This window comes from Sorangium sp. So ce887 (genome assembly GCF_051521455.1).
Taxonomy (GTDB): domain Bacteria; phylum Myxococcota_A; class Polyangia; order Polyangiales; family Polyangiaceae; genus Sorangium.
In genome coordinates, this window is record NZ_CP150354.1 from 10786306 (window position 1) to 10804585 (window position 18280).

15 protein-coding genes and 1 pseudogene are annotated in these 18280 nt (G+C 70.9%); 12 read left to right on the plus strand and 4 right to left on the minus strand.

All coding sequences use genetic code 11. The features are described from left to right. Positions 1-217 precede the first annotated feature (217 nt). The 7 genes from WMF36_RS40375 (at position 218) to WMF36_RS40405 (ending at position 8796) form a co-directional block, all read left to right on the plus strand. The gene (locus tag WMF36_RS40375; RefSeq protein ID WP_437576161.1) at positions 218-643 is read left to right on the plus strand and encodes a MarR family winged helix-turn-helix transcriptional regulator; all 426 of its coding nucleotides are present in this window, start codon (positions 218-220) and stop codon (positions 641-643) included. Positions 644-721: 78 nt separating this feature from the next. After that, positions 722-1693, plus strand: a complete 972-nt coding sequence (locus tag WMF36_RS40380; protein ID WP_437576162.1) for a hypothetical protein — start codon at positions 722-724, stop codon at positions 1691-1693. A gap of 227 nt (positions 1694-1920) precedes the next feature. Further along, on the plus strand, positions 1921-2871 hold the full coding sequence (locus WMF36_RS40385; RefSeq protein ID WP_437576163.1) for an HNH endonuclease: 951 nt from the start codon (positions 1921-1923) through the stop codon (positions 2869-2871). 269 nt (positions 2872-3140) lie between these two features. Next, positions 3141-3572, plus strand: coding sequence for a hypothetical protein (locus WMF36_RS40390; protein WP_437576164.1), 432 nt, complete (start codon positions 3141-3143; stop codon positions 3570-3572). A gap of 651 nt (positions 3573-4223) precedes the next feature. After that, entirely contained in the window at positions 4224-5183 is a 960-nt protein-coding gene (locus WMF36_RS40395; RefSeq protein ID WP_437576165.1) for a hypothetical protein, read from the plus strand. Positions 5184-5312: 129 nt separating this feature from the next. Then, the gene (locus WMF36_RS40400; RefSeq protein ID WP_437576166.1) at positions 5313-6398 is read left to right on the plus strand and encodes an ATP-binding protein; all 1086 of its coding nucleotides are present in this window, start codon (positions 5313-5315) and stop codon (positions 6396-6398) included. Positions 6399-6408: 10 nt separating this feature from the next. After that, the gene (locus WMF36_RS40405) at positions 6409-8796 is read left to right on the plus strand and encodes a DUF5682 family protein (protein WP_437576167.1); all 2388 of its coding nucleotides are present in this window, start codon (positions 6409-6411) and stop codon (positions 8794-8796) included. Positions 8797-9026: 230 nt separating this feature from the next. Here the strand turns inward: WMF36_RS40405 and WMF36_RS40410 are convergent, their stop codons facing one another. Next, positions 9027-9476: a hypothetical protein gene (locus WMF36_RS40410; RefSeq protein WP_437576168.1), complete on the minus strand. Its 450-nt coding sequence runs from the start codon at positions 9474-9476 to the stop codon at positions 9027-9029. Between the two features lie 86 nt (positions 9477-9562). Between WMF36_RS40410 and WMF36_RS40415 the strand changes: the two are divergent. Continuing rightward, a pseudogene (locus WMF36_RS40415) lies at positions 9563-9682 on the plus strand (short-chain dehydrogenase); the annotation flags it as partial. A gap of 68 nt (positions 9683-9750) precedes the next feature. Beyond that, on the plus strand, positions 9751-10353 hold the full coding sequence (locus WMF36_RS40420) for a GrpB family protein (RefSeq protein ID WP_437576169.1): 603 nt from the start codon (positions 9751-9753) through the stop codon (positions 10351-10353). A 389-nt stretch (positions 10354-10742) separates the two neighbouring features. Here the strand turns inward: WMF36_RS40420 and WMF36_RS40425 are convergent, their stop codons facing one another. Beyond that, a complete protein-coding gene (locus tag WMF36_RS40425; protein ID WP_437576170.1) occupies positions 10743-11666 on the minus strand; it encodes a hypothetical protein in 924 nt (307 codons plus the stop codon). 191 nt (positions 11667-11857) lie between these two features. Continuing rightward, positions 11858-12823, minus strand: a complete 966-nt coding sequence (locus WMF36_RS40430; protein WP_437576171.1) for a LysR family transcriptional regulator — start codon at positions 12821-12823, stop codon at positions 11858-11860. Between the two features lie 154 nt (positions 12824-12977). Here WMF36_RS40430 and WMF36_RS40435 point away from each other — a divergent pair, with 154 nt between their 5' ends. The 3 genes from WMF36_RS40435 (at position 12978) to WMF36_RS40445 (ending at position 15362) form a co-directional block, all read left to right on the plus strand. Beyond that, entirely contained in the window at positions 12978-13298 is a 321-nt protein-coding gene (locus tag WMF36_RS40435) for a putative quinol monooxygenase (protein ID WP_437576172.1), read from the plus strand. 73 nt (positions 13299-13371) lie between these two features. After that, on the plus strand, positions 13372-13743 hold the full coding sequence (locus WMF36_RS40440; protein WP_437576173.1) for a hypothetical protein: 372 nt from the start codon (positions 13372-13374) through the stop codon (positions 13741-13743). A 377-nt stretch (positions 13744-14120) separates the two neighbouring features. Next, the gene (locus WMF36_RS40445; protein ID WP_437576174.1) at positions 14121-15362 is read left to right on the plus strand and encodes a VWA domain-containing protein; all 1242 of its coding nucleotides are present in this window, start codon (positions 14121-14123) and stop codon (positions 15360-15362) included. Between the two features lie 721 nt (positions 15363-16083). Here WMF36_RS40445 and WMF36_RS40450 read toward each other — a convergent pair. Further along, entirely contained in the window at positions 16084-18273 is a 2190-nt protein-coding gene (locus tag WMF36_RS40450; protein WP_437576175.1) for an ATP-binding protein, read from the minus strand. Positions 18274-18280: the final 7 nt, after the last annotated feature.

The following is an 18280-nucleotide window of genomic DNA, read 5'->3' on the forward strand; positions in this document are numbered from 1 at the left end:
GGAAGTGACCGGCGCGTGGGGGCCGGCGCGCGGGGGCCGGCGCCGAGGTGACCGGCCTGCGCACGTGACGCGCCGGTGACCGGCCGCGCGGCGCGTCGCCGAGCCGGTGGCCTGGCGCGCGGCGGCCTCGTCCGATCTCCGCGGCGGACGGACCCGCGCGCGCGATCACGCCGAAAATTACTTGCGTATACGCAACCAATGCGTAATCAATAATATTGTGAGTAAGCAAAAGGTCCTGGGCTCGCCGATCGAGCAGTTCGCGCGGATGATGTTCTCGCGCATCATCGCGGGGCTCGCGCGGACGTTGCACGAGGAGGACTTCAGCGTGGCGCAGGTGGCCGCGCTGCACCTCGTCGATCAGGAGGGCGCGATGCGCGTCACCGCCCTCGCCACGTCGCTCGGGCTCTCGGCCTCGGCCGGGAGCCGGCTCGCCGATGGCCTTGTGCAGCGCGGGCTCCTGGCGCGGGAGGAGGATCCCGAGGACCGGCGCGCGAAGACGCTCGCGCTCACGCCGCTCGGCCGCCGCTTCGTCGACCGGGCGAGCGTGGAGCGGGTGCGGGTGATCATGGAAACGGCCAGGTCGCTGCCGGAGGAGATCTCGGCGGCGATGCTGACCGCGGTCCGCGCCTTCCGGCGAGAGTGAGTGTCTTTCATCGAATCTCGCGTGAGGCGTGGTGTGTGAAACCCCTTGTGGAAAGAGGAGGTCAACATGGATATCGTCGTGCTTGAGTCTCATGAGATCCCGGCCGCGCTCGGCGCGCTCCGGGAGGTGGCCCTGGCCGACGGCGCGCTCGCGCCCGCGGAGCGCGGGGTCCTCGAGGAGATCGCGGCCCTGCACGGGGCCCGCGTCGACGTTGGCGACGTTGGCGCGCTGCCGCGCGTCGCGCCCGAGGCGGTGGCCCGCGCCATCCCGGATCGGCACCGGCGCAAGCGCCTGGTGCAGCTCGCGCTCGTGACCGCGATGGCGGACGGCGAGGTGACGGAGGCCAAGGTGGACGCCGTGGAGGCTCTCGGCCGAGCGCTCGGCGTGCGCGAGCAGGGCGTGGGCGTGCTCCGCCTCGTGGCGCGCGGCCACAGGCGGCTCGCCCAGGCCGCCGTGAGGCGCCGGCTCCTCGGCTCGTTCATCCGCGAAGCCATGGACGAGGCAGGCCTCTCCGGTGTGCGCAGGCTCATCGGGCCCCTGTTCGGCGCGGGCGTCGAGGATCGCGCGCGGGCCCTCCGTTACAAGCAGCTCGGGCTCCTGCCCGAGGGCACGTTCGGCCGGGCGTTCTGGGAGCATTGCACCGCGCGCGGCTTCCTGTTCCCCGGCGAGAGCAGGGACGCGATCGCCGAGCGCATGGTGTTTCACGATCTCGGCCACGTGCTGGCGGCGTACGACACGGATCCGGCGGGCGAGATCCAGGCCGGCTCCTTCCAGGCCGGGTTCATCCGGCGCGACGGGTTTTCCTACCTGATCTTCGTGCTCCTGCAGTTCCACCTCGGGATCCAGATCACGCCCATTGCGGCGCCAGAGGTGGGCTTCTTCGAGGCGCGCAAGGTGCTGCGCGCGGTGGCGCGCGGCGCGGCCTGCAAGGTCGACCTGAGCGATCGCTGGGACTTCTGGGACGTCGTCCACCTGCCGCTCGGCGAGGTGCGCGCGCGGTTCGGGATACCGCCGCTCGACGAGATGGGGGCGCGGCGACAGGCCGCCTGAGCGGCGCGCCTGCGCGACGTGCAGGTGACGGCTGTCGGGACCGCGGGGGCCGCGTGCTCGCGGCGCCTGGGCGGCGCCTCTCATCGAGGAGCGTCGCGGCCTACAGCCTCGGCAGCGGTACGCCAGCCGGCTACATCCCGGCCCCCGAGCGCATCGGCGATCGCGCGCTCGTGCACGTCGCCCTAGCTGCGCCCATCTGATAGTGTCCACGGGGGAGCAGCAACGGCGTGCGAGGTTACGTCGGCAACACAGATTTCGACTGGTACTCCTTCCTGGTGGCGCGCCCGGAGCTCCAGGAGGTCAACTTCTGGCAGCCGTCCGGCGGTCGCAAGTTCGCTGCCGTGGCGCCGGGCGAGCCGTTCTTCTTCAAGCTGAAGAAGCCGCACTATGCCGTCGCCGGATTCGGCTGGTTCGCGCGCCACGTCATCGTCCCCGCAACACTTGCGTGGGAGGCGTTCGGCGCCGGTAACGGTGCGCCTGACTTTGCGACGATGCTGGCGCGGATCGCCAAGTACAGGGCGGATGGAGGGAGCAATCCGCACACCTCGCTCGTCGGCTGCCTGATGATCGCGCAGCCGGTGTTCTTCGAGGAGCGCCTCTGGATCCGGCAGCCGGCAGACTGGGAAGCAAACATTGTTCAGGGGAAGACCTATGACGTGACGCACGGGGAGGGGCGGCGCATCCTCGAGGCATGCCTGGACCGGTCGCGGCGCAAGCAGCTCGGCGCCGCCAGCGCGCCTCCGGCAGCGGCCGTGCTTCAGGCCCGAGAGCAGACCGAGCGGTACGGCGCGCCGCAGCTCGTACGCCCGCGCCTGGGTCAAGGGACGTTCCGTCTCTCGGTGACCGATGCCTACGCGAAGGCCTGCGCGGTGACCGAAGAGCATTCACTCCCCGTCCTCGAAGCCGCTCATATCCGGCCTTACTCGAAGGAGGGGAGCCATGAGGTGGAGAACGGGCTCCTGCTCCGCACGGACATTCACCGGTTGTTCGATCAGGGCTATGTCACCGTGACCCCGGAGCACAGGTTCGAGGTGAGCCGGCGCCTTCGCGAGGACTACTCGAACGGACGCACCTACTACGCGATGCACGGCAAGCAGATTTGCGTGCCGAGCCGAGCTGTCGATAGGCCATCCAAATCGTTGCTGTCCTGGCACAATGAAAACGTGTTCCTTGGTTGATAGGGCGAGCTCGGTCTTCACGGCGTTCCTGCTCGTCCTCGCGCTCGGGCTGGCGTCCCCCGTGGCGTGCGCTGAGCGAGCACCCTCCATGATGACGAGCTGCGCTGGGAAGAACGTCTCATCATCAAACAGCATGCTCGATGAGAGGGTCGGCGGCATCAACGGGAGTGCGCGACAATACACGGTCGGCCGGGTCGGGCGGGATCGCCCGCTTGTAGAATCCGTCCGCGGTTCGTGGCAGAATAGCGCCCCTCACGACGGAGGTGGCCTTGGCTTGCGGGATTGAGCTGGATCGTTCGCGCTATCCGCTCGTCGTGATGCGGGCCGGCGAGGAGTATACTCAAGACGACTGGGAAGCGCTGATGAGCGGCATAATTCAGCTCATCGTCAAGGGCCCGTTCGGTCTGATCAACGACACGCGCGGCAGCAGAATGCCAAACGCCATGCAGCGGCGCTCGGTCGCGCAGATGTACGTCGACTACGAACGCCAGACGCGCGCGCACATGCTCGCGTCCGGTATCATCGGCAATTCCAGCCTGGTGAACGGTATCCTGACCGCGCTCAACTGGATGAAGCCTCCCCCGCACCCCGTCAAGGTCTTCTCGTCCATCACCGACGCGGAGCGCTGGGTGCTCCAGCACTTCAGCCCTGATCTCCGCCGACAGGTCCTTGCGCAGGGCGTCCAGCGCCTCGTCGGCTAACAGCGCGCCACCGGCCCGCATCGTTCTCCCCCGCCCCGTTCTGCGGCAGCCTCTCCCCGCCCCATGAGCGACCTCCGCCAGCCCGCCGAGACCCGCCTCTGCCGCCGTCCTCGGGTGGCCCGCCGTCGCCGCCCTTGCCGCCGTGGGCCGTCGTGAGCTCGCTGTCGCGCACGGTCACCCGGGCGTGAAGCGCGAGGACGCCGACGGTTGCATGTCCGTTCGCTCCCCCGCGGCCGACGAGGAAGGGCGACGGCGCGTAGATCGCGGTGGATGATTTCCCACGCTGGGCGCGGTCATCCTCCCGGATCGGTGGAGGCCGGCGCCGAGGCCCGGGACGCTGCGCATTGCGCAAGGCGCCGCCCAGCTTGCGCGGGTTGCTGCGCAATTGGCGCAGGGCCGGCCCGCGCTCGTGCCTCTCGGCACCGCGTCCGCGGAGCATTTCGCCCGGTTCGGCCGTCGATGCGCGTCGTGGCACGGAGCGTGTTTAGATGCCGGCCGTGGGGCAAGCGGGCATCCCCGGGCGACGTCTCGCGACGCGCAGCTGGGTGTCCCAGTCGCTTCAACCCCTACGGCCCTGCGCCGAGTCAGGCCCGGGGGGATCAGCGTCAAGATGGGTATCCTCAGACACCTGGGGCCACAAAGGATCGCACCATGACCGACAAAATGCACCGGCTCCTCACCAACAATCCTCGTCGAACGTACCGCGCCGCGTCGCTGCTCGCCGCGGCGTTCATGATGGGCTGCGGCGCCGAGTCGACCGACGCGGACGACGCCACCCCGCTCGACCAGCCCTTGGCTGCCGGCGGGCTGCGCTTCGCGAGCGAACACGACGCCCTCGGGTGGGTCGCCCAGCGGGCCGAAGAGCTGGAGATGGGCGCCACGACGGTCGAACGGGACGAAGACGGCCGGATCATCCGGGTGGCCGGCGTGTCGATCGGCTCGCCCGACGAGATCGCCCTGACGAAGGCGCGATGGATAGGCGAGCTGGGGGGCGCCGACCACACGGTCGAGATCGCGGGGGAGCGCTTTCTCCTGGAAGACCCTGAGTCCGAGGTGGGGGTGGCGGCGGCCGCGCTCTGCAACGGCGGCCTCTGCACGCAGGACGAATCGTTCAAGAACGACTACGTCTTTTATCGAGAGCTCGGCAGCCGCACCTCGGTGACGTCAGGGGGGTTCGAGACCCAGCGCAAGACACTCCAGGGCACCGGGGAGTACGAGTGCGTGGACCTGCCGGGGCCCCTGCCCGTCACCTGCAACGGCTACTGCTATTATTCGGCCGGCTGCCCTTCGGGTTTCACGCAAGAGAGCTCCGTCGGCTACCCCACGTGCAGGACGACCTGCGTCGGCCAGGTGCGAAACGTGACGCTCTCGATTTCCATCGCGGGCTTCGAGTTCTTCGAGTCGAGCGGCATTCTCGTCCCCTCGATTCCGGAGCGGAGCGGCTCGACCCACGATTCGAGCCTCGAGGTCAAATACTGGGAGTATGGCATCGGCATCGACTCCGTGATCTCCGACGCCGACGGCCTGTGCGGCTCTCACTCGACGTCGGGCCCGGACGGGTTCGTCGTCGCCAGGAGTCACTGGGGTAGCGTGCCCAGCGCTTGCCTGTAGCGCTTGCTCGGAGCTCGCGGCCGCAGGTCCGGCGCTCCCGCGCTCGCCCGCGGCGCTCCCGCGCTTCGCCCCTGGCGCTCCTCGCCGCGCTCTCCCCCCGCCCCGTTCTGCGGTAGCCTCTCCCCGCCCATGAGCGACCTCCGCCAGCCCGCCGAGACCAGGTACGAACACGAGCTCGCCGCCCTCGCCGCCGAGGACACGGCGCCGAGGCCGCCCGGGTGGCGCCTCTCGCCGAGGGCCGTCGAGACCTACATCCTCGGCAGCGACAAGCCCGTCGGCGGCGTCGCGATCACCCCCAAGTACATCGGCGATCGCGCCCTCGTGCAGGTCGCCCTCGCGACCCTCGCCTCCGACCGCGCACTGATGCTCGTCGGCGAGCCGGGCACCGCGAAGAGCTGGCTCTCCGAGCACCTCTCGGCGGCCATCAGCGGGACGAGCGCGCTCGTCGTCCAGGGGACCGCGGGCACCAGCGAGGAGCACGTCAAATACGGCTGGAACTACGCCCTCCTCCTCGCCGAAGGGCCGTCGCAGAAGGCGCTCGTCCCCTCGCCCATCCTCCGCGCCATGCGCGACGGGCGGTTCGCGCGCTTCGAGGAGATCACCCGCACCTCGCCGGAGATCCAGGACGCGCTGATCTCCATCCTGTCCGAGAAGCAGATCGCCGTCCCGGAGCTCGACCAGGTGGCCTCCGCCCAGCGCGGCTTCAACCTCATCGCCACCGCCAACACCCGCGACCGCGGCGTCAACGAGATGAGCGCCGCCCTCAAGCGCCGCTTCAACTTCATCACCGTCCCGGTCGTCGACGACCTCGAGCAGGAGATCCGCATCGTGCAGAAGCGCGAGGCCGAGCTCCGCGGCGACTACCAGGTCGGCGTGGAGCCGCCGGCCGAGCTGGCGAAGCTGCTCGTCACGCTGTTCCAGGAGCTCCGCGCCGGCGTCACGAAGGACGGCAAGACCAAGGTGAAGGCCCCCGGATCCGTCCTGTCGACCGCGGAGGCCATCAGCGTGCTCTTCAACAGCGGCATCCTCGCGCAGCACTTCGGCACCGGGAAGGTGACCGCCGACGACCTCTCCCGCTCACTGCTCGGCGCCGTGACCAAGGAGGGCGGCGAGGACCTCAAGGCGGTCCGCGAGTACTGCGAGACGGTCGCCAAGGGGCGCACCGGGCTCTGGAAGGAGTTCTACGCCGCCGCCAAGAAGCGCCTCGCGCCCTGAAGGAGCCCCGATGGACCTGGCCCGGCTCGCCGCTGTCCACCTCTTCCCGGTGCGTCACCACTCGCCGCGCTCCAGCGCGACGCTGCGCGCCTACCTCGACGAGGTGCGCCCGAAGGCGATCTTCGTCGAGGGCCCGAGCGACGCGACGCCGCTCCTCGAGGCGCTCGTCGACCCGAAGACCGTCCCGCCCGTCGCGATCCTCGGCTACCGCACCGACGGGACGCCCGCGTCGTCCCTGTGGCCGTTCGCCGCCTACTCGCCCGAGTACGTCGCCGTGAAATGGGCCTTCGAGCACGGCGTGCGCGTCGAGCTCATCGACGTCCCCGTCGGCATGACGCTCGCGCCGTTCGAGGGCGCCCCGGTCGGCCACGACGACGTCGAGGACCCCGGCGGCCACGAGCGCGAGAGCGAGGCGGAGCGCGGCGGAGACGGCGAGGGCGAGGGCGACGACGGCGCGGCGGGGGCGCAGGAGAGCCTCTACGACGCGTGCGCGCGGGCCCGGGGCTTCCGCTCGTTCGAGGAGTTCTGGGAGGCCTCGTTCGAGGCGCCCCGCTACGAACCCGGGCCGTTCCGCGATGCGCTCCTCGCGTACGCCGACCTCGTGCGCGGCGACGGAGACCGGCTTGTCCACCGGGCACGCGACGCGTACATGGCGCGGTGCATCCTCGAGCGCATGGGGCCTGACCTCGCCCCGCACGAGGTCGCGGCCGTGCTCGGCGCGGCGCACGCTGCGGCGTTCGTGGCGCGCGACGTCGATCCCGCGCTGGAGGCGCGGCTGCCGGCGCCGGTGCCGTGCGCCGTGACGCTGATCCCGTTCAGCTTTCCGCGGCTCTCCGAGCAGCTCGGCTACGGCGCGGGCAACCGGGCGCCGCAGTACTACCAGCGCGCGCACGACGCGGGCGGCGACTTCCGGCGCGCCACCCTCGAGGTGCTGATCGACTTCACCGAGCACCTCCGCCTCCGCGGCTTCATGGCCTCGCTCGCCGACACCATCGAGGCCTTCCGCCTCGCGGTCACGCTCGCCGAGCTCCGCGGCAAGGCGGAGCCCGGCCTCGACGAGGTGCGCGAGGCGACGATCGCCACGATGTGCCGCGGCGACGCCACGCACGTCGACGGATTCCTGTGGCCGGCGGTCATCGGGCGCAACGTGGGTCGCGTCGGGGGCGGCATCGGGAAGAACTCGCTCCAGGAGGAGTTCTGGCGCGAGGTGCGCGAGCGCAGGCTCCCCGCCACGGACGCGCCCGAGTCGTTCCGGCTGTCGCTCACCAACGAGGTGGAGGTCGGCACGAGCGTGCTCCTGCACCGGCTCCGCATCGCGAAGATCCCCTACGCGGCCTACGCCGGCGCGCGGCGCGCCGGGGGCGCGGGCGCTCGTGGACGGCGGCGCGGCCAGGCGGCGCAGGAGACGCCGCCGGACGAGCTGCTCGGGCAGCTCAGCGAGACCTGGGAGGCGCAGTGGACGCCGGCCACCGACGTTGCGCTCGTCGAGAAGATCGTCCTCGGCGACACGCTGGAGCAGGTGGCGACGCGGCTGCTCGAGGAGGACCTCGCGGCGTGCCACACGACCGGCGAGGCCGCTGACGTGCTCTTGAACGGCGTGCTGGCGTCCAGCGCCCGCGCGGTGGCCGCGGCGCTCAGGGCATGCGACCAGCTCGCCGCGGGCGACAGCGATCTGCCGTCGCTCGCCAGGGCGTGCCGCGCCTTCGCGGGGCTCGCGTCGTTCGGGTCGTCGCGGTCGCTGTCGTCGCTCGGCGACGGGGTGATCGCGCCGATGCTCGAGAAGACGTTCGCGCGCGCGGTGCTGCGCGTGCACGGCGGCTGCACGGGCAGCGACGAGGCGGTCGCCGCGGCCAAGGAGGCGCTGCGCACGCTGCACGACGTGGCGCTGTCGCAGCCGATCGTCGACCGCGCGGCGTGGCTCGCCGCGGCGCGAGAGCTCGTGGACAGCGACGCGGTGAACCCGTCGACGTCCGGCATGGCCTGCGGGCTGCTCTACCTGGCGCAGGCGATCGACGACGCCGAGGTGGCGCGGATCGTCGGCCTGCGGCTCGGAGGCGCGACCCCGCCCGAGGCGGCGGCGTCGTTCCTGGCCGGCTTCCTCGAGGTGAACGCGCTCGTGCTCGTGAAGAGCCGCCCCGTGGTCGAGGCGCTCGACGCCTTCCTCGGGGGCATCGCGCCCGAGCGCTTCAAGGACACGCTTCCGGTCCTGCGGCGCGCGTTTGCGGCGCTCGGGGCGACCGAGCGGCGGTACCTGCTCGAGAACGTGCTCGCGGCGCGCAAGCTCGGGGACAAGGCCCGCGCCGCGCAGGCCGTGCTGCTGGAGAAGGACCGCGAGAAGCTGAAGGAGATGAGCGAGGACCTCTCCCAGGCGATGGACGATTTGGACGATCTGCTCTGACGGCGGGCTCTAGAATACCAATCATGTTGAAACCCGGAGAATTTTCACAGGGAGGCGGGGAGGCGGGGAGGAAGAAAAAAAAAGAATCTCTCCCTCTCGCCGTCTCTCGCTCCCCGCCTCCTCGCCTCCCTGTGAAATTCCTGCTTTTTCTCGGGGTTTCAACCCGTTTGTCGCTCTAGCGACGCGACCCGCCCACGAGGTCGCCGACCTGGGCCACGCCATCACAGATCTCACGTGGGAGGAGGGTTGGAATCCGACCACCACTGCCCGCGCGATGAGATCGTCTGGAAGCCAGCACACTGGAGCGTTTCCGAGAGCTGCCTGCCCAGGGAGCTGATGGCCACGACATCGAGCCCCACCGCCTCTCGTGCTCTCTCGACCAGCGCGAGCGCCCGCTCGCTCGTGTCGCAGCGAGCCACACAGAGCGGCGCTCCGATCGGCGGCGCCATCTCGCGGATCCAGAGGCCCTCGCCCTCGAGGCTCGACACGAGGGGGTCCGTGCACTCGCGGACGGGTCGAAGCCCGAGCCGCGCTGCGATGAGCCCTCGCCGCACGGGCACATCCAGCGGAAAAGCGAGCGCTATGTCGAGCTGCTCCGCCGCCGCGAGACCGTCCTCCACCGCGTGGCTCTCGAGCCATGTCGCGCGCGGATCCGGGCAGGTCGCGCCGACTCTGCTCAACGTTGCGCCGACTCGACACAAGGTCGCGCGCCGGCGCTGCTCTACGTAGCGTCGCTCTTCTCCGAGCGTCCGCCTTCGCCGGCTACGCGGTCACGCGCGAGCTGGACGCGCGCCGCATCCAGTGGGCGGCCGACGATCTGATCCCGAATCGCCCCGCGCTGTCCCGCTGGCACCCCGACCACGCCGAGGCGTTCGCGGCGTTCATGGCGGGGCGCGGCGAAGCCCTGACGCGACGCTTCCAGTCTCACCTCGATACCGGAACTATACTCGCGTCGTGCCCACCGCCGACGAGATCATGAAGCACCACGAGCCCGCGCCCGATCGAGACCCATGGGTGAACGGCCCACCCGAGCCTCGGCCGATCGTCATCGTCGACTACGACGAGCGCTGGCCGCGGCTGTTCGACCTGATAGAGCGGAAGATCGGCGCCGCCCTCGGCGACGCCGCGCTCGCGATCGAGCACGTCGGCTCGACCTCGGTGAAGGGGCTCCCCGCCAAGCCGACGATCGACGTCGACCTCACCGTCGCCGATCCCACGGACGAGCTCGCGTACGTCCCCGCCCTGTCGAGCGCCGGATTCACGCTGGTCATCCGCGAGCCGGAGTGGCACGAGCACCGGTGTTTCCAGCTCGCCGAGCCGAGCAGCAACGTGCATGTCTTCGGCCCCGGCTGCCCGGAGGTGATCCGGCACCGCATGTTCCGAAAGTGGCTCACGGATCATCCGGAGGATCTCGATCTCTACCGCCGCGCGAAGCTCGCGGCCGCGGCCGAGATCTCGGCGGGAAGCAGCGTGGTGATGGACTACAACAAGCGCAAGGAGCCCGTGATTCGCGCCATCTACGAGCGGATGTTCCGCGCGCACGGCCTCCACCGCTGACGGCCGGCCGGACGGCTCGCGCATGGGATCGTCGTCCCCGAGGGCGGCTTTGCGGCACGCGCCCACCAGGCGAAGAGGTCGATCGTCCTGCGCGTGAGCGCTCCCGCGCCGTGGGCAAAGCGCGAAACGACGGAGGGGATTACCGCTACCACGAGTGCTTCGAGCGCTTCCGCATCGGTCCCGAGAGCGGGCGCCTCGGCACGGCGGATTCCCTGAGCGTTCCGTTGACCTGGACGGCCTGTGCTCGTCCCCCATCGATCCGTTCACCGTCGAGCAGGGTTTCACGTACCCGGACGACACGGCGATCGCGATCGCAGTCGACTGACGTCGCGACGTCGAGCGAGCCCGCAGCGCAGTTTGGGGACCGTAGGCACACGGCCGCGGTCGGCTCACTCCTCCTGGCCGGACCGCGACCACCCGCCGAGCCTGACGCCAGGCGTCCGCTCCAGGAACGCCCGCACGCCGGGCGGCGGGGACGCCCACGCCGCGAGGCGCGCCGGCGTCCTCGCGATCGGCACCACCGCCGAGCGCGTGTAGGAGCTCCATTCCCCGTCGCCGCAGGCGTAACAGGCGGCCCGCGCGAGCTGCGCGGTCAACCGGAGCGACCCCCGGGCGTCGTAGGCTGGCGCGATCTGCACGAGCTCCGGGGCGTTCCGCTCTTGCCGCGCGGCCTCCACGTCGTCCTCGTTCTGGTCGAGGAGCACCTCGGCCGCGCTCTGCAGCGCGGGCACGCCGGGCACCTCGGCGAGCAGGTCGACAGCCGCGCCCCTCTCGGCGTCCCACGCCATGAACGCCACGCCCTCGAAGCCGTGCGCCCCGCAAAGGTCGGTGTACGTCCGCTCCTCGATGAACAGGTACGGCCCCACGCTCCCGACCAGCGCGGTCGTGTGGTGGATCTCGTTGCTCTCGTCCCCGTCCGGCGGCGTGATCACCTCCTGCCGCTCGCTCTTCCCGCGGAGCACGAGCTCCCCGCGCATCGCCGTGCCCTCGCCCGGCTCGCGCATCCCCCCGAGCCCGAGCTCGCAGGCCGAGGTCGCCACCTGCTCCGCGCGCACCTCCCATTGCCACTCCCCTCGCCGGGTCGCCACGACGATCCCGGGCTCCTCGCGGATCACCGCGCCGCCCTCGGCGACATGCCAGGTCCTCGACGACCCGTCGCGCGCGCTGCCCCAGACCAGGACCACCCCGCCGGACGCGGCGTTCCCCGCCGCCTGGGCCTCGGACGGGCGCGAGGCCGGCGCGAGCGGGATCTCGAGGGGAACGGGAGGTACGGGCTGCGGCCGAGCGGCACAGCCGGAGATCAGCGTCAGCAAAGCGATCAGCGCAGCAGATCGAGAGCACGGCATGCCAGCCCGGAGGAGCACGGCGCGTGCCGCGGAGCGGTGCCTGGAAAGCCCGGGCCGCGCCGACGGCATGTGTCGTCGCGGGCCCACGCCGCGTGGCAGGCCGACCCCATCACGGGCCGGATGGCGGCGTATCGCGGGGGCGGCCGGAAGCTCGGCCGTCAGATCGACGACCCGCCGCACGCCTGCTTCCTGACCGGCCCGGCCGCGCCCGGGCCCGCGACCGGCTCGCACGCGACGGCCCTCTCGATGGCGGCGCGGAGCCAGCGGTGGCCCTCGTCGCCCTCGGAGCGTTCTGGCCAGACGAGCGTCAGCGTGTAGCCCTTGATCTCGACCGGACACGGCCGCACCACGAGGTCGAGCTTCCGGGCCAGCGCCCCGGCGACCCGCGCGGAGACGGTGAGCAGCAGGTCGGAGCCGGAGAGGATGAAGGGCGCGACAAGGAAATGGGACACGGTCAGGGTCACCCGCCGGCGCAGTCCCCGCGCTGCCAGCTCACGATCGATGACGCTGTGGTCGTCCCCGTGCGGCGAGATCATCAGGTGCTCACAGGCAGCGTAGCGCGCCGCGGTGAGCGCCTTCCGGGACGCCGGGTGGCCTCGTCGCATCACGCAGACGAGCTGCTCGGCTACGAGCAATGTGGACCGACAGCCGTCGGGCACCGGCCCGCCCCGTCCCAGCTTGGCGTCGAGCTCGCCGCGGCGCAGGAGCTCGGCGAAATCCGCCGGGATGTTGCGGCACCGCAGGTTGACGTGCGGCGCCTCGGCGGCGAGGAGCCTGGTCAAGGGCGGGAGCACGAGCAGCTCGAGGTTGTCGGTCGCGACGAGCCGGAACGTGCGCCTCGAGCGCCCCGGGTCGAACCGCTCGACCGGACTGAAGACCTGCTCGAGACGCTCGACGGCCTCCGCTGCTCTCGGCGCCAGATCCCGCGCGCGCGCGCTCAATGTCATCTGTCTGCCGACCTGGACGAGCAACGGATCGCCGAAATGGGCGCGCAGCCGCGAGAGCGCGTGGCTCATCGACGGCTGCGTCACGCCGACGCGCCGCGCGGCGCGCGTGACGCTCTTCTCCTGGAGCAGAGCGTGCAAGGCCACGACGAGGTGGGTGTCCACCGATTGCAGGCGCATGGTCGATGGATAGCACGCCAACCCATAGATACCATCTATGCCATGGCGCGCCGACCGTCGATTGGACGGCAGGCCCACGGGCGCGTATCCCTGCTCTCCGGATGGCTCGTGCCGCCGCACGGAGCGCCCCCGGCCCCCAACCCAGGAAGCTGCCATGATCATCGAGTACATTCGCTACACCATCCCCGCGGACCAGGAGCAGGCGTTCCTGTCCGCTTATCGCGACGCGGCCGCGGAGCTGCGCGGCTCCGAGCATTGCCTCGACTACGAGATCTCCCGGTGCATCGAGGAGCCGGCGAGCTTCGTCGTCCGCATCCGCTGGGACTCGATGGAAGGTCACCTCCAGGGGTTTCGCAAGGCGGCGTCGTTCCCGTCGTTCTTCGCCAAGGTGAAGCCGTTCTACGAGCGTATCCAGGAGATGAGGCACTACGCGTCGACCGACATCACCGGCGCGGGGGGCGGCGCCGGCGGCTGATCGATCGCGGGGTCGACGGGAGCTCTCCTGGCTTCGCGCAGGCCATCGTGCGATGCTAACCCGCACAGGCCCCATGCACCCGCTGATCTCCATACACGCGGAGGGCCCGAGGACGGGCAGCTCTCCCCTGCAGCCCTCTCCGCGGCGACAGCCCAGGCGCTCGGCGCCCTGGGCACGCGAGCCCGCCGCGACTCTCCTCATCATCGTCGTGGCGGGCGCCGCGCTCGCTGCCTGCTCGAAGGGCACCGGCGCGCCGAAGGGACGCGAGGCAGCGCCGGAGCGCGACAGCGCCTGCGCGGATCCAGAAAAGCCCAGGGCGTACTTCTATCCTGCGGAGAACCGGACGGACTACGCGCCTGACGACCCCTGGAAAGACGGCTGCGCCCTGCTCGTGCCAGATCATCTGTTCTGCTGCCCGGAGAAGATCCCCGAGAAGCCGAGGTGATACGGCACACCGAAGCGGCCCCACCTGCCCGGCTGGGCAGGGAAACCCGCCGGCCCGCGATACTCGTCGCGGGCCGCCGGTGCGCACCATGGATCGCAGCCACCCCCGAGGCGCAGCTCGGCTTCCGGTAGTGCACGTCGGCCTGCCACCCCAGGCCGGCGCCCACGACGGCTTCCCCCGCCCCATCCGGCCGCGCGCCCCGGCGGCGTCGCGATCGATCGCCTTGTGCCCGGCAGCTGCGATCCCTATTCTGCCCCTGTGCAGCTCGCACGCAAAGCGCTAGCGGCCGCTCGCTGCGCGCGCCCCTGGACGGCTTATCGGGCGTCCGCCGGACAGACCCGCTGGACAGCGCGCGATCCCCTCGACACATCGCCCCGATGAGCGCCCGCAAGCCCGGAAAAGCCCCTCCGCCGCCCGCCCCCGCCGGCGCGCCGGACGACCTCACCGACAGCGATCGCGACGCGCTCCTGCGCTGGCGGCTCGCGCTCGGCGCGGAGGCCGAGCGGGTCGACCCGCGCCTCTCGCTCGGCGGGCTCGGCGGCGCGGCGCCCGCCCTCCACGTCGACCCGCGGCGGCTCGGCGACCTCGACAAGGCCCTCTCGTTCATCTACGACGAGCGCGCCGGGAACCTCGGCGGCTCGCGGCCGTACGTGCCCGAGTGGCTGTCCGCCGTGCGCGAGTTCTTCAGCCACGACATCGTCGCGCTCGTCCAGAAGGACGCCATCGAGAGAAAGGGGCTGACTCAGCTCCTCTTCGAGCCCGAGACGCTGCCCTTCCTCGAGAAGAACGTCGAGCTCGTCGCCACCCTCATGAGCGCGAGAGGCCTCATCCCCGACGCCGCCCGGGAGACCGCCCGGCAGATCGTGCGCGAGGTCGTCGAGGAGGTGCGGCGCGCGCTGGAGTCCGAGGTCCGCACCGCCGTCCTCGGCGCGCTGCGGCGGAACACGACGAGCCCGCTGCGCGTCCTCAGGAACCTCGACTGGAAGCGCACCATCCGCAAGAACCTCAAAGGATGGGACGCGGAGCGGCGCCGCATCGTCCCCGACAAGCTCTATTTCTGGGCGAACCAGACGCGAAGACACGAGTGGGACGTCGCCATCCTCGTCGACCAGTCGGGCTCGATGGGCGAGAGCGTCGTCTACAGCTCCATCATGGCCGCGATCTTCGCGTCGCTCGACGTCCTCCGCACACGGCTCCTCTTCTTCGACACCGAGGTCGTCGACGTGACACCGATGCTCGTCGATCCCGTCGACGTGCTGTTCACGGCGCAGCTCGGCGGCGGCACCGACATCAACCGCGCCGTGGCCTACGCCCAGGCGAATTTCATCGAGCGCCCCGAGAAGACGCTGCTCATCCTGATCACCGACCTCTTCGAGGGCGGCAACGCCGAGGAGCTCGTGGCCCGGATGCGCCAGCTCGCCGACAGCAAGGTGAAGTCGATCTGCCTGCTCGCGCTGTCCGACAGCGGCAAGCCCTCGTACGACCACGAGATGGCGCAGAAGCTCGCCGCTCTCGGGACCCCCTGCTTCGGCTGCACGCCGAAGCTCCTCGTGAAGGTGGTGGAGCGGCTGATGAGAGGACAGGACCTCGGCCCGCTGCTCGACGCCGAGGCGCGCTAGCGAAGCCGCGCCCTGGACATCGTCGGTCGCGTCGGCCGCGTCGGTCGCGTCAGCGCGCGCGACGGATCGCGTTGGCGGTGCGCTCGTCCGTCCGCCGGGCGGCGGCGCGCTTTCGCGACGTGGCGCCCCGGGCAGCGCTCGCGGAGACCCGACGGCGGGTACCGGCCGCGCGAACCACCGCTTCGAGCGAGGGTGACTGGCCCATGAGAGAGCCAGTGCTGATCGAGGGGCCAACTAGGCTGATAGAAAGTTTCACTTGAACTACCGATGTGGTGGCGGACCGTTCACGTCGCTCAGCGGAGGGCTCGTCAACCTATAAACTGTTTCGATCTTTTACGCAGCGTCACGGTGCGGAGATCACGAGCCCTGAGCGCCCGTCCGGACGTGAACTTGTCCACCCGGGAGATCCACTCGCCTTCCGCCGTCTCACGGCGGACGCACGCACACACCCCGGAGGCACGAAGGCACGGGTCTGGGTTCGCTCCGTGCCTTCGTGTCCCCGGGGTGATCGGCGAGGGACTGCCCCGGGAGGTTGCACCGGGCGCTCTGTCACCAACATGTTGCACGATGCAGGCCAACGAGGGCTGGATGCCGGCATCGCCCGTTTTCGCGCGATGGCCGTGGGCCGCCTTTCATGGTTGAAACCACCGGTTGCAACCATGGTGCAACCGAACGGCGTCCCTGCCTCCGGGGGCGCCTCGTGGCCTCAAGAGAGTGCCTCTCAGCCGGCAGGACCGGTCAGCGATGATCCAGGGCGCTCGCCCAGCGGCCCCGACGATCCAGCCGCGCGGGGCGGGAGCGGCAACGCCACCTGGAACCGCGCCCCCATGCCCGGCGCGCTCTCGACCTGGATGCTCCCGCCGTGGGCCCTGAGGATCTGGTCCACGATGTACAGGCCGACGCCGAGGCCCCCGTACGAGCTTGTAGGCGCCGCCCGCTCGAAGCGGCCGAAGATCCGGGCGATGTACTCCTGGGCGATCCCGATGCCCTGATCCATCACCTGGAGCACCGCGGACTTGCCGTCGGCCGAGATCCGCAGCTGGATCGGCTTGCCGCGACCGTACTTGATGGCGTTCATGAGCAGGTTGGTGATCACCTGATCGATGCGCAGGCGGTCCCACCGGCCGACCGCCGCCTCCGGGATGTCCAGGTCGAGCGAGCAGCCGGCGCGCTCCAGCTCGATTTCGAGGCGGCTCGCCACATCGCGCGCCACGTCGCACAGGTCCACGTCCTCGAGGCTCAGCTCGAGCTGGCCGCTGTTGATGCGCGTCACGTCGAGCAGCGTGTCGATGAGCCGCGTGAGCCGCTCGATCTGCCCCTCCGCCTGGGCGAGCTTCGCGAGCACCTGCTCCGCCGGCAGCCCGCCGTCCGCGCGGCCGAGGGCGCGGATGAGGCCCTGGACCTGCAAGACCAGCGCGCTGAGCGGCGTCCTGAGCTCGTGCGAGGCGACCGCCACGAAATCCTCGCGGATCTGCACGGCCTCGCGCGTGAGCCGCAGCAGGCGGGCGTTCTCGAGGCAGAGCGCCGCGCGCTGGGCGACGTCGAGGGCGACCGCGAAATCGGGGGGCTCGAAGCGCTCCCCCGGCTCCACCCAGACCATGCTGAGCGCGCCGAGCACGTTGCCGCGCGTGACGAGCGGCACGCACAGGTAGCTCATGGCCCCGATCTCCTGGATCACGGCCGGATCGTCGATGTCGAGCGCCCTGGCGACGTCGCGCGGGGCGCACTCGACGCGCAGGTCGGGGCGGCCGCTCGTCAGCACCGCGCCCACGCCCTCCTCGGTCAGGGGGAGCTCCCGCGGGGCGAACCGCGCCGCGAACCGCGCCGTCTCGCGCGCCCTGTGGGCGGCGGCGAGCCTGCGCGCGCCGCCCTCCCTGCGCAGGTCGAGCACGCACCAGGTGCAGATGCGCTCCGACGCGAGGCGCACCAGGGCCGCCGCGACGCTGTCCTCGTCGAGCGACGCCGAGAACGAGCTCGACGCCTCCGCGAGCAGCTCCGAGCGGCGCACCGCGGACTCGGCCTCCGCGCGGGCCGCCCGCTCGCGCGTCAGGAGGTGAATGCGCTCCTGCTCGTGACGCTTGCTGTCGTCGATATCGGTGAAGCTGCCGAGCCAGCCGACCACGCGCTTCCAGACATCCCGCTCCGGGACCGCATGGCAAAGGTGCCACCGGTAGACCCCCTGACGGGACCTGAGGCGACACTCGCCCTGGAGGGGCTCGCCGGACTCGACGCAGCGCCGCCACTTGCTGACGAACTGGTTCAGGTCGTTCGGGTGCACCGCGGCCTGCCAGCCCCAGCCGCGGAGCGCCTCGAACGCGAGCCCCGTGTACTCCAGCCAGCGCGAGCTCACGTAGTCGACGCTGCCGTCGAGCGTCGCCGTGAAGACGCACTGCGGGATGGCGTCGGCCAGGTTCTGGTACCTCGCCTGGGCGGAGCGCCGGAGGTCCTCGACCTCGGCGTCGCGCCGCCGCTGCTCGGCCTTGCGCAAGAGCTCCGCCTGCTCCTTGATCTGCTCGCCACGCCGGTGGAGCTCGACGAAGACGGCGACCTTCGCCTGGACGACCTCCGGCTCGAGCGGCTTCAGCAGGTAGTCGACGCCGCCGACCGCGTACGCCTTGTAGATGGCCGAGAGGTCGTCCGTCGCCGCGGTCAGGAAGATGATCGGCGTGTGGCGCGACCGCTCCCGCTGCTTCACCAGCGAGGCCACCTCGAAGCCGTCGATGTCGGGCAGCCGCACGTCGAGCAGGAGGACCGCGAAGTCCTCGGACAGGATCCTGAGGAGCGCGTCCTTCCCGCTCGCGGCGGTCACGAGGCGATAGCTCTCGTCGACAAGGATCGCCTTGAGCGCCGCCAGGTTCTCGGGCTGGTCGTCGACAAGGAGGATGCTGGTCGTCTCTGGCGCGGAGGACACCGTGCGG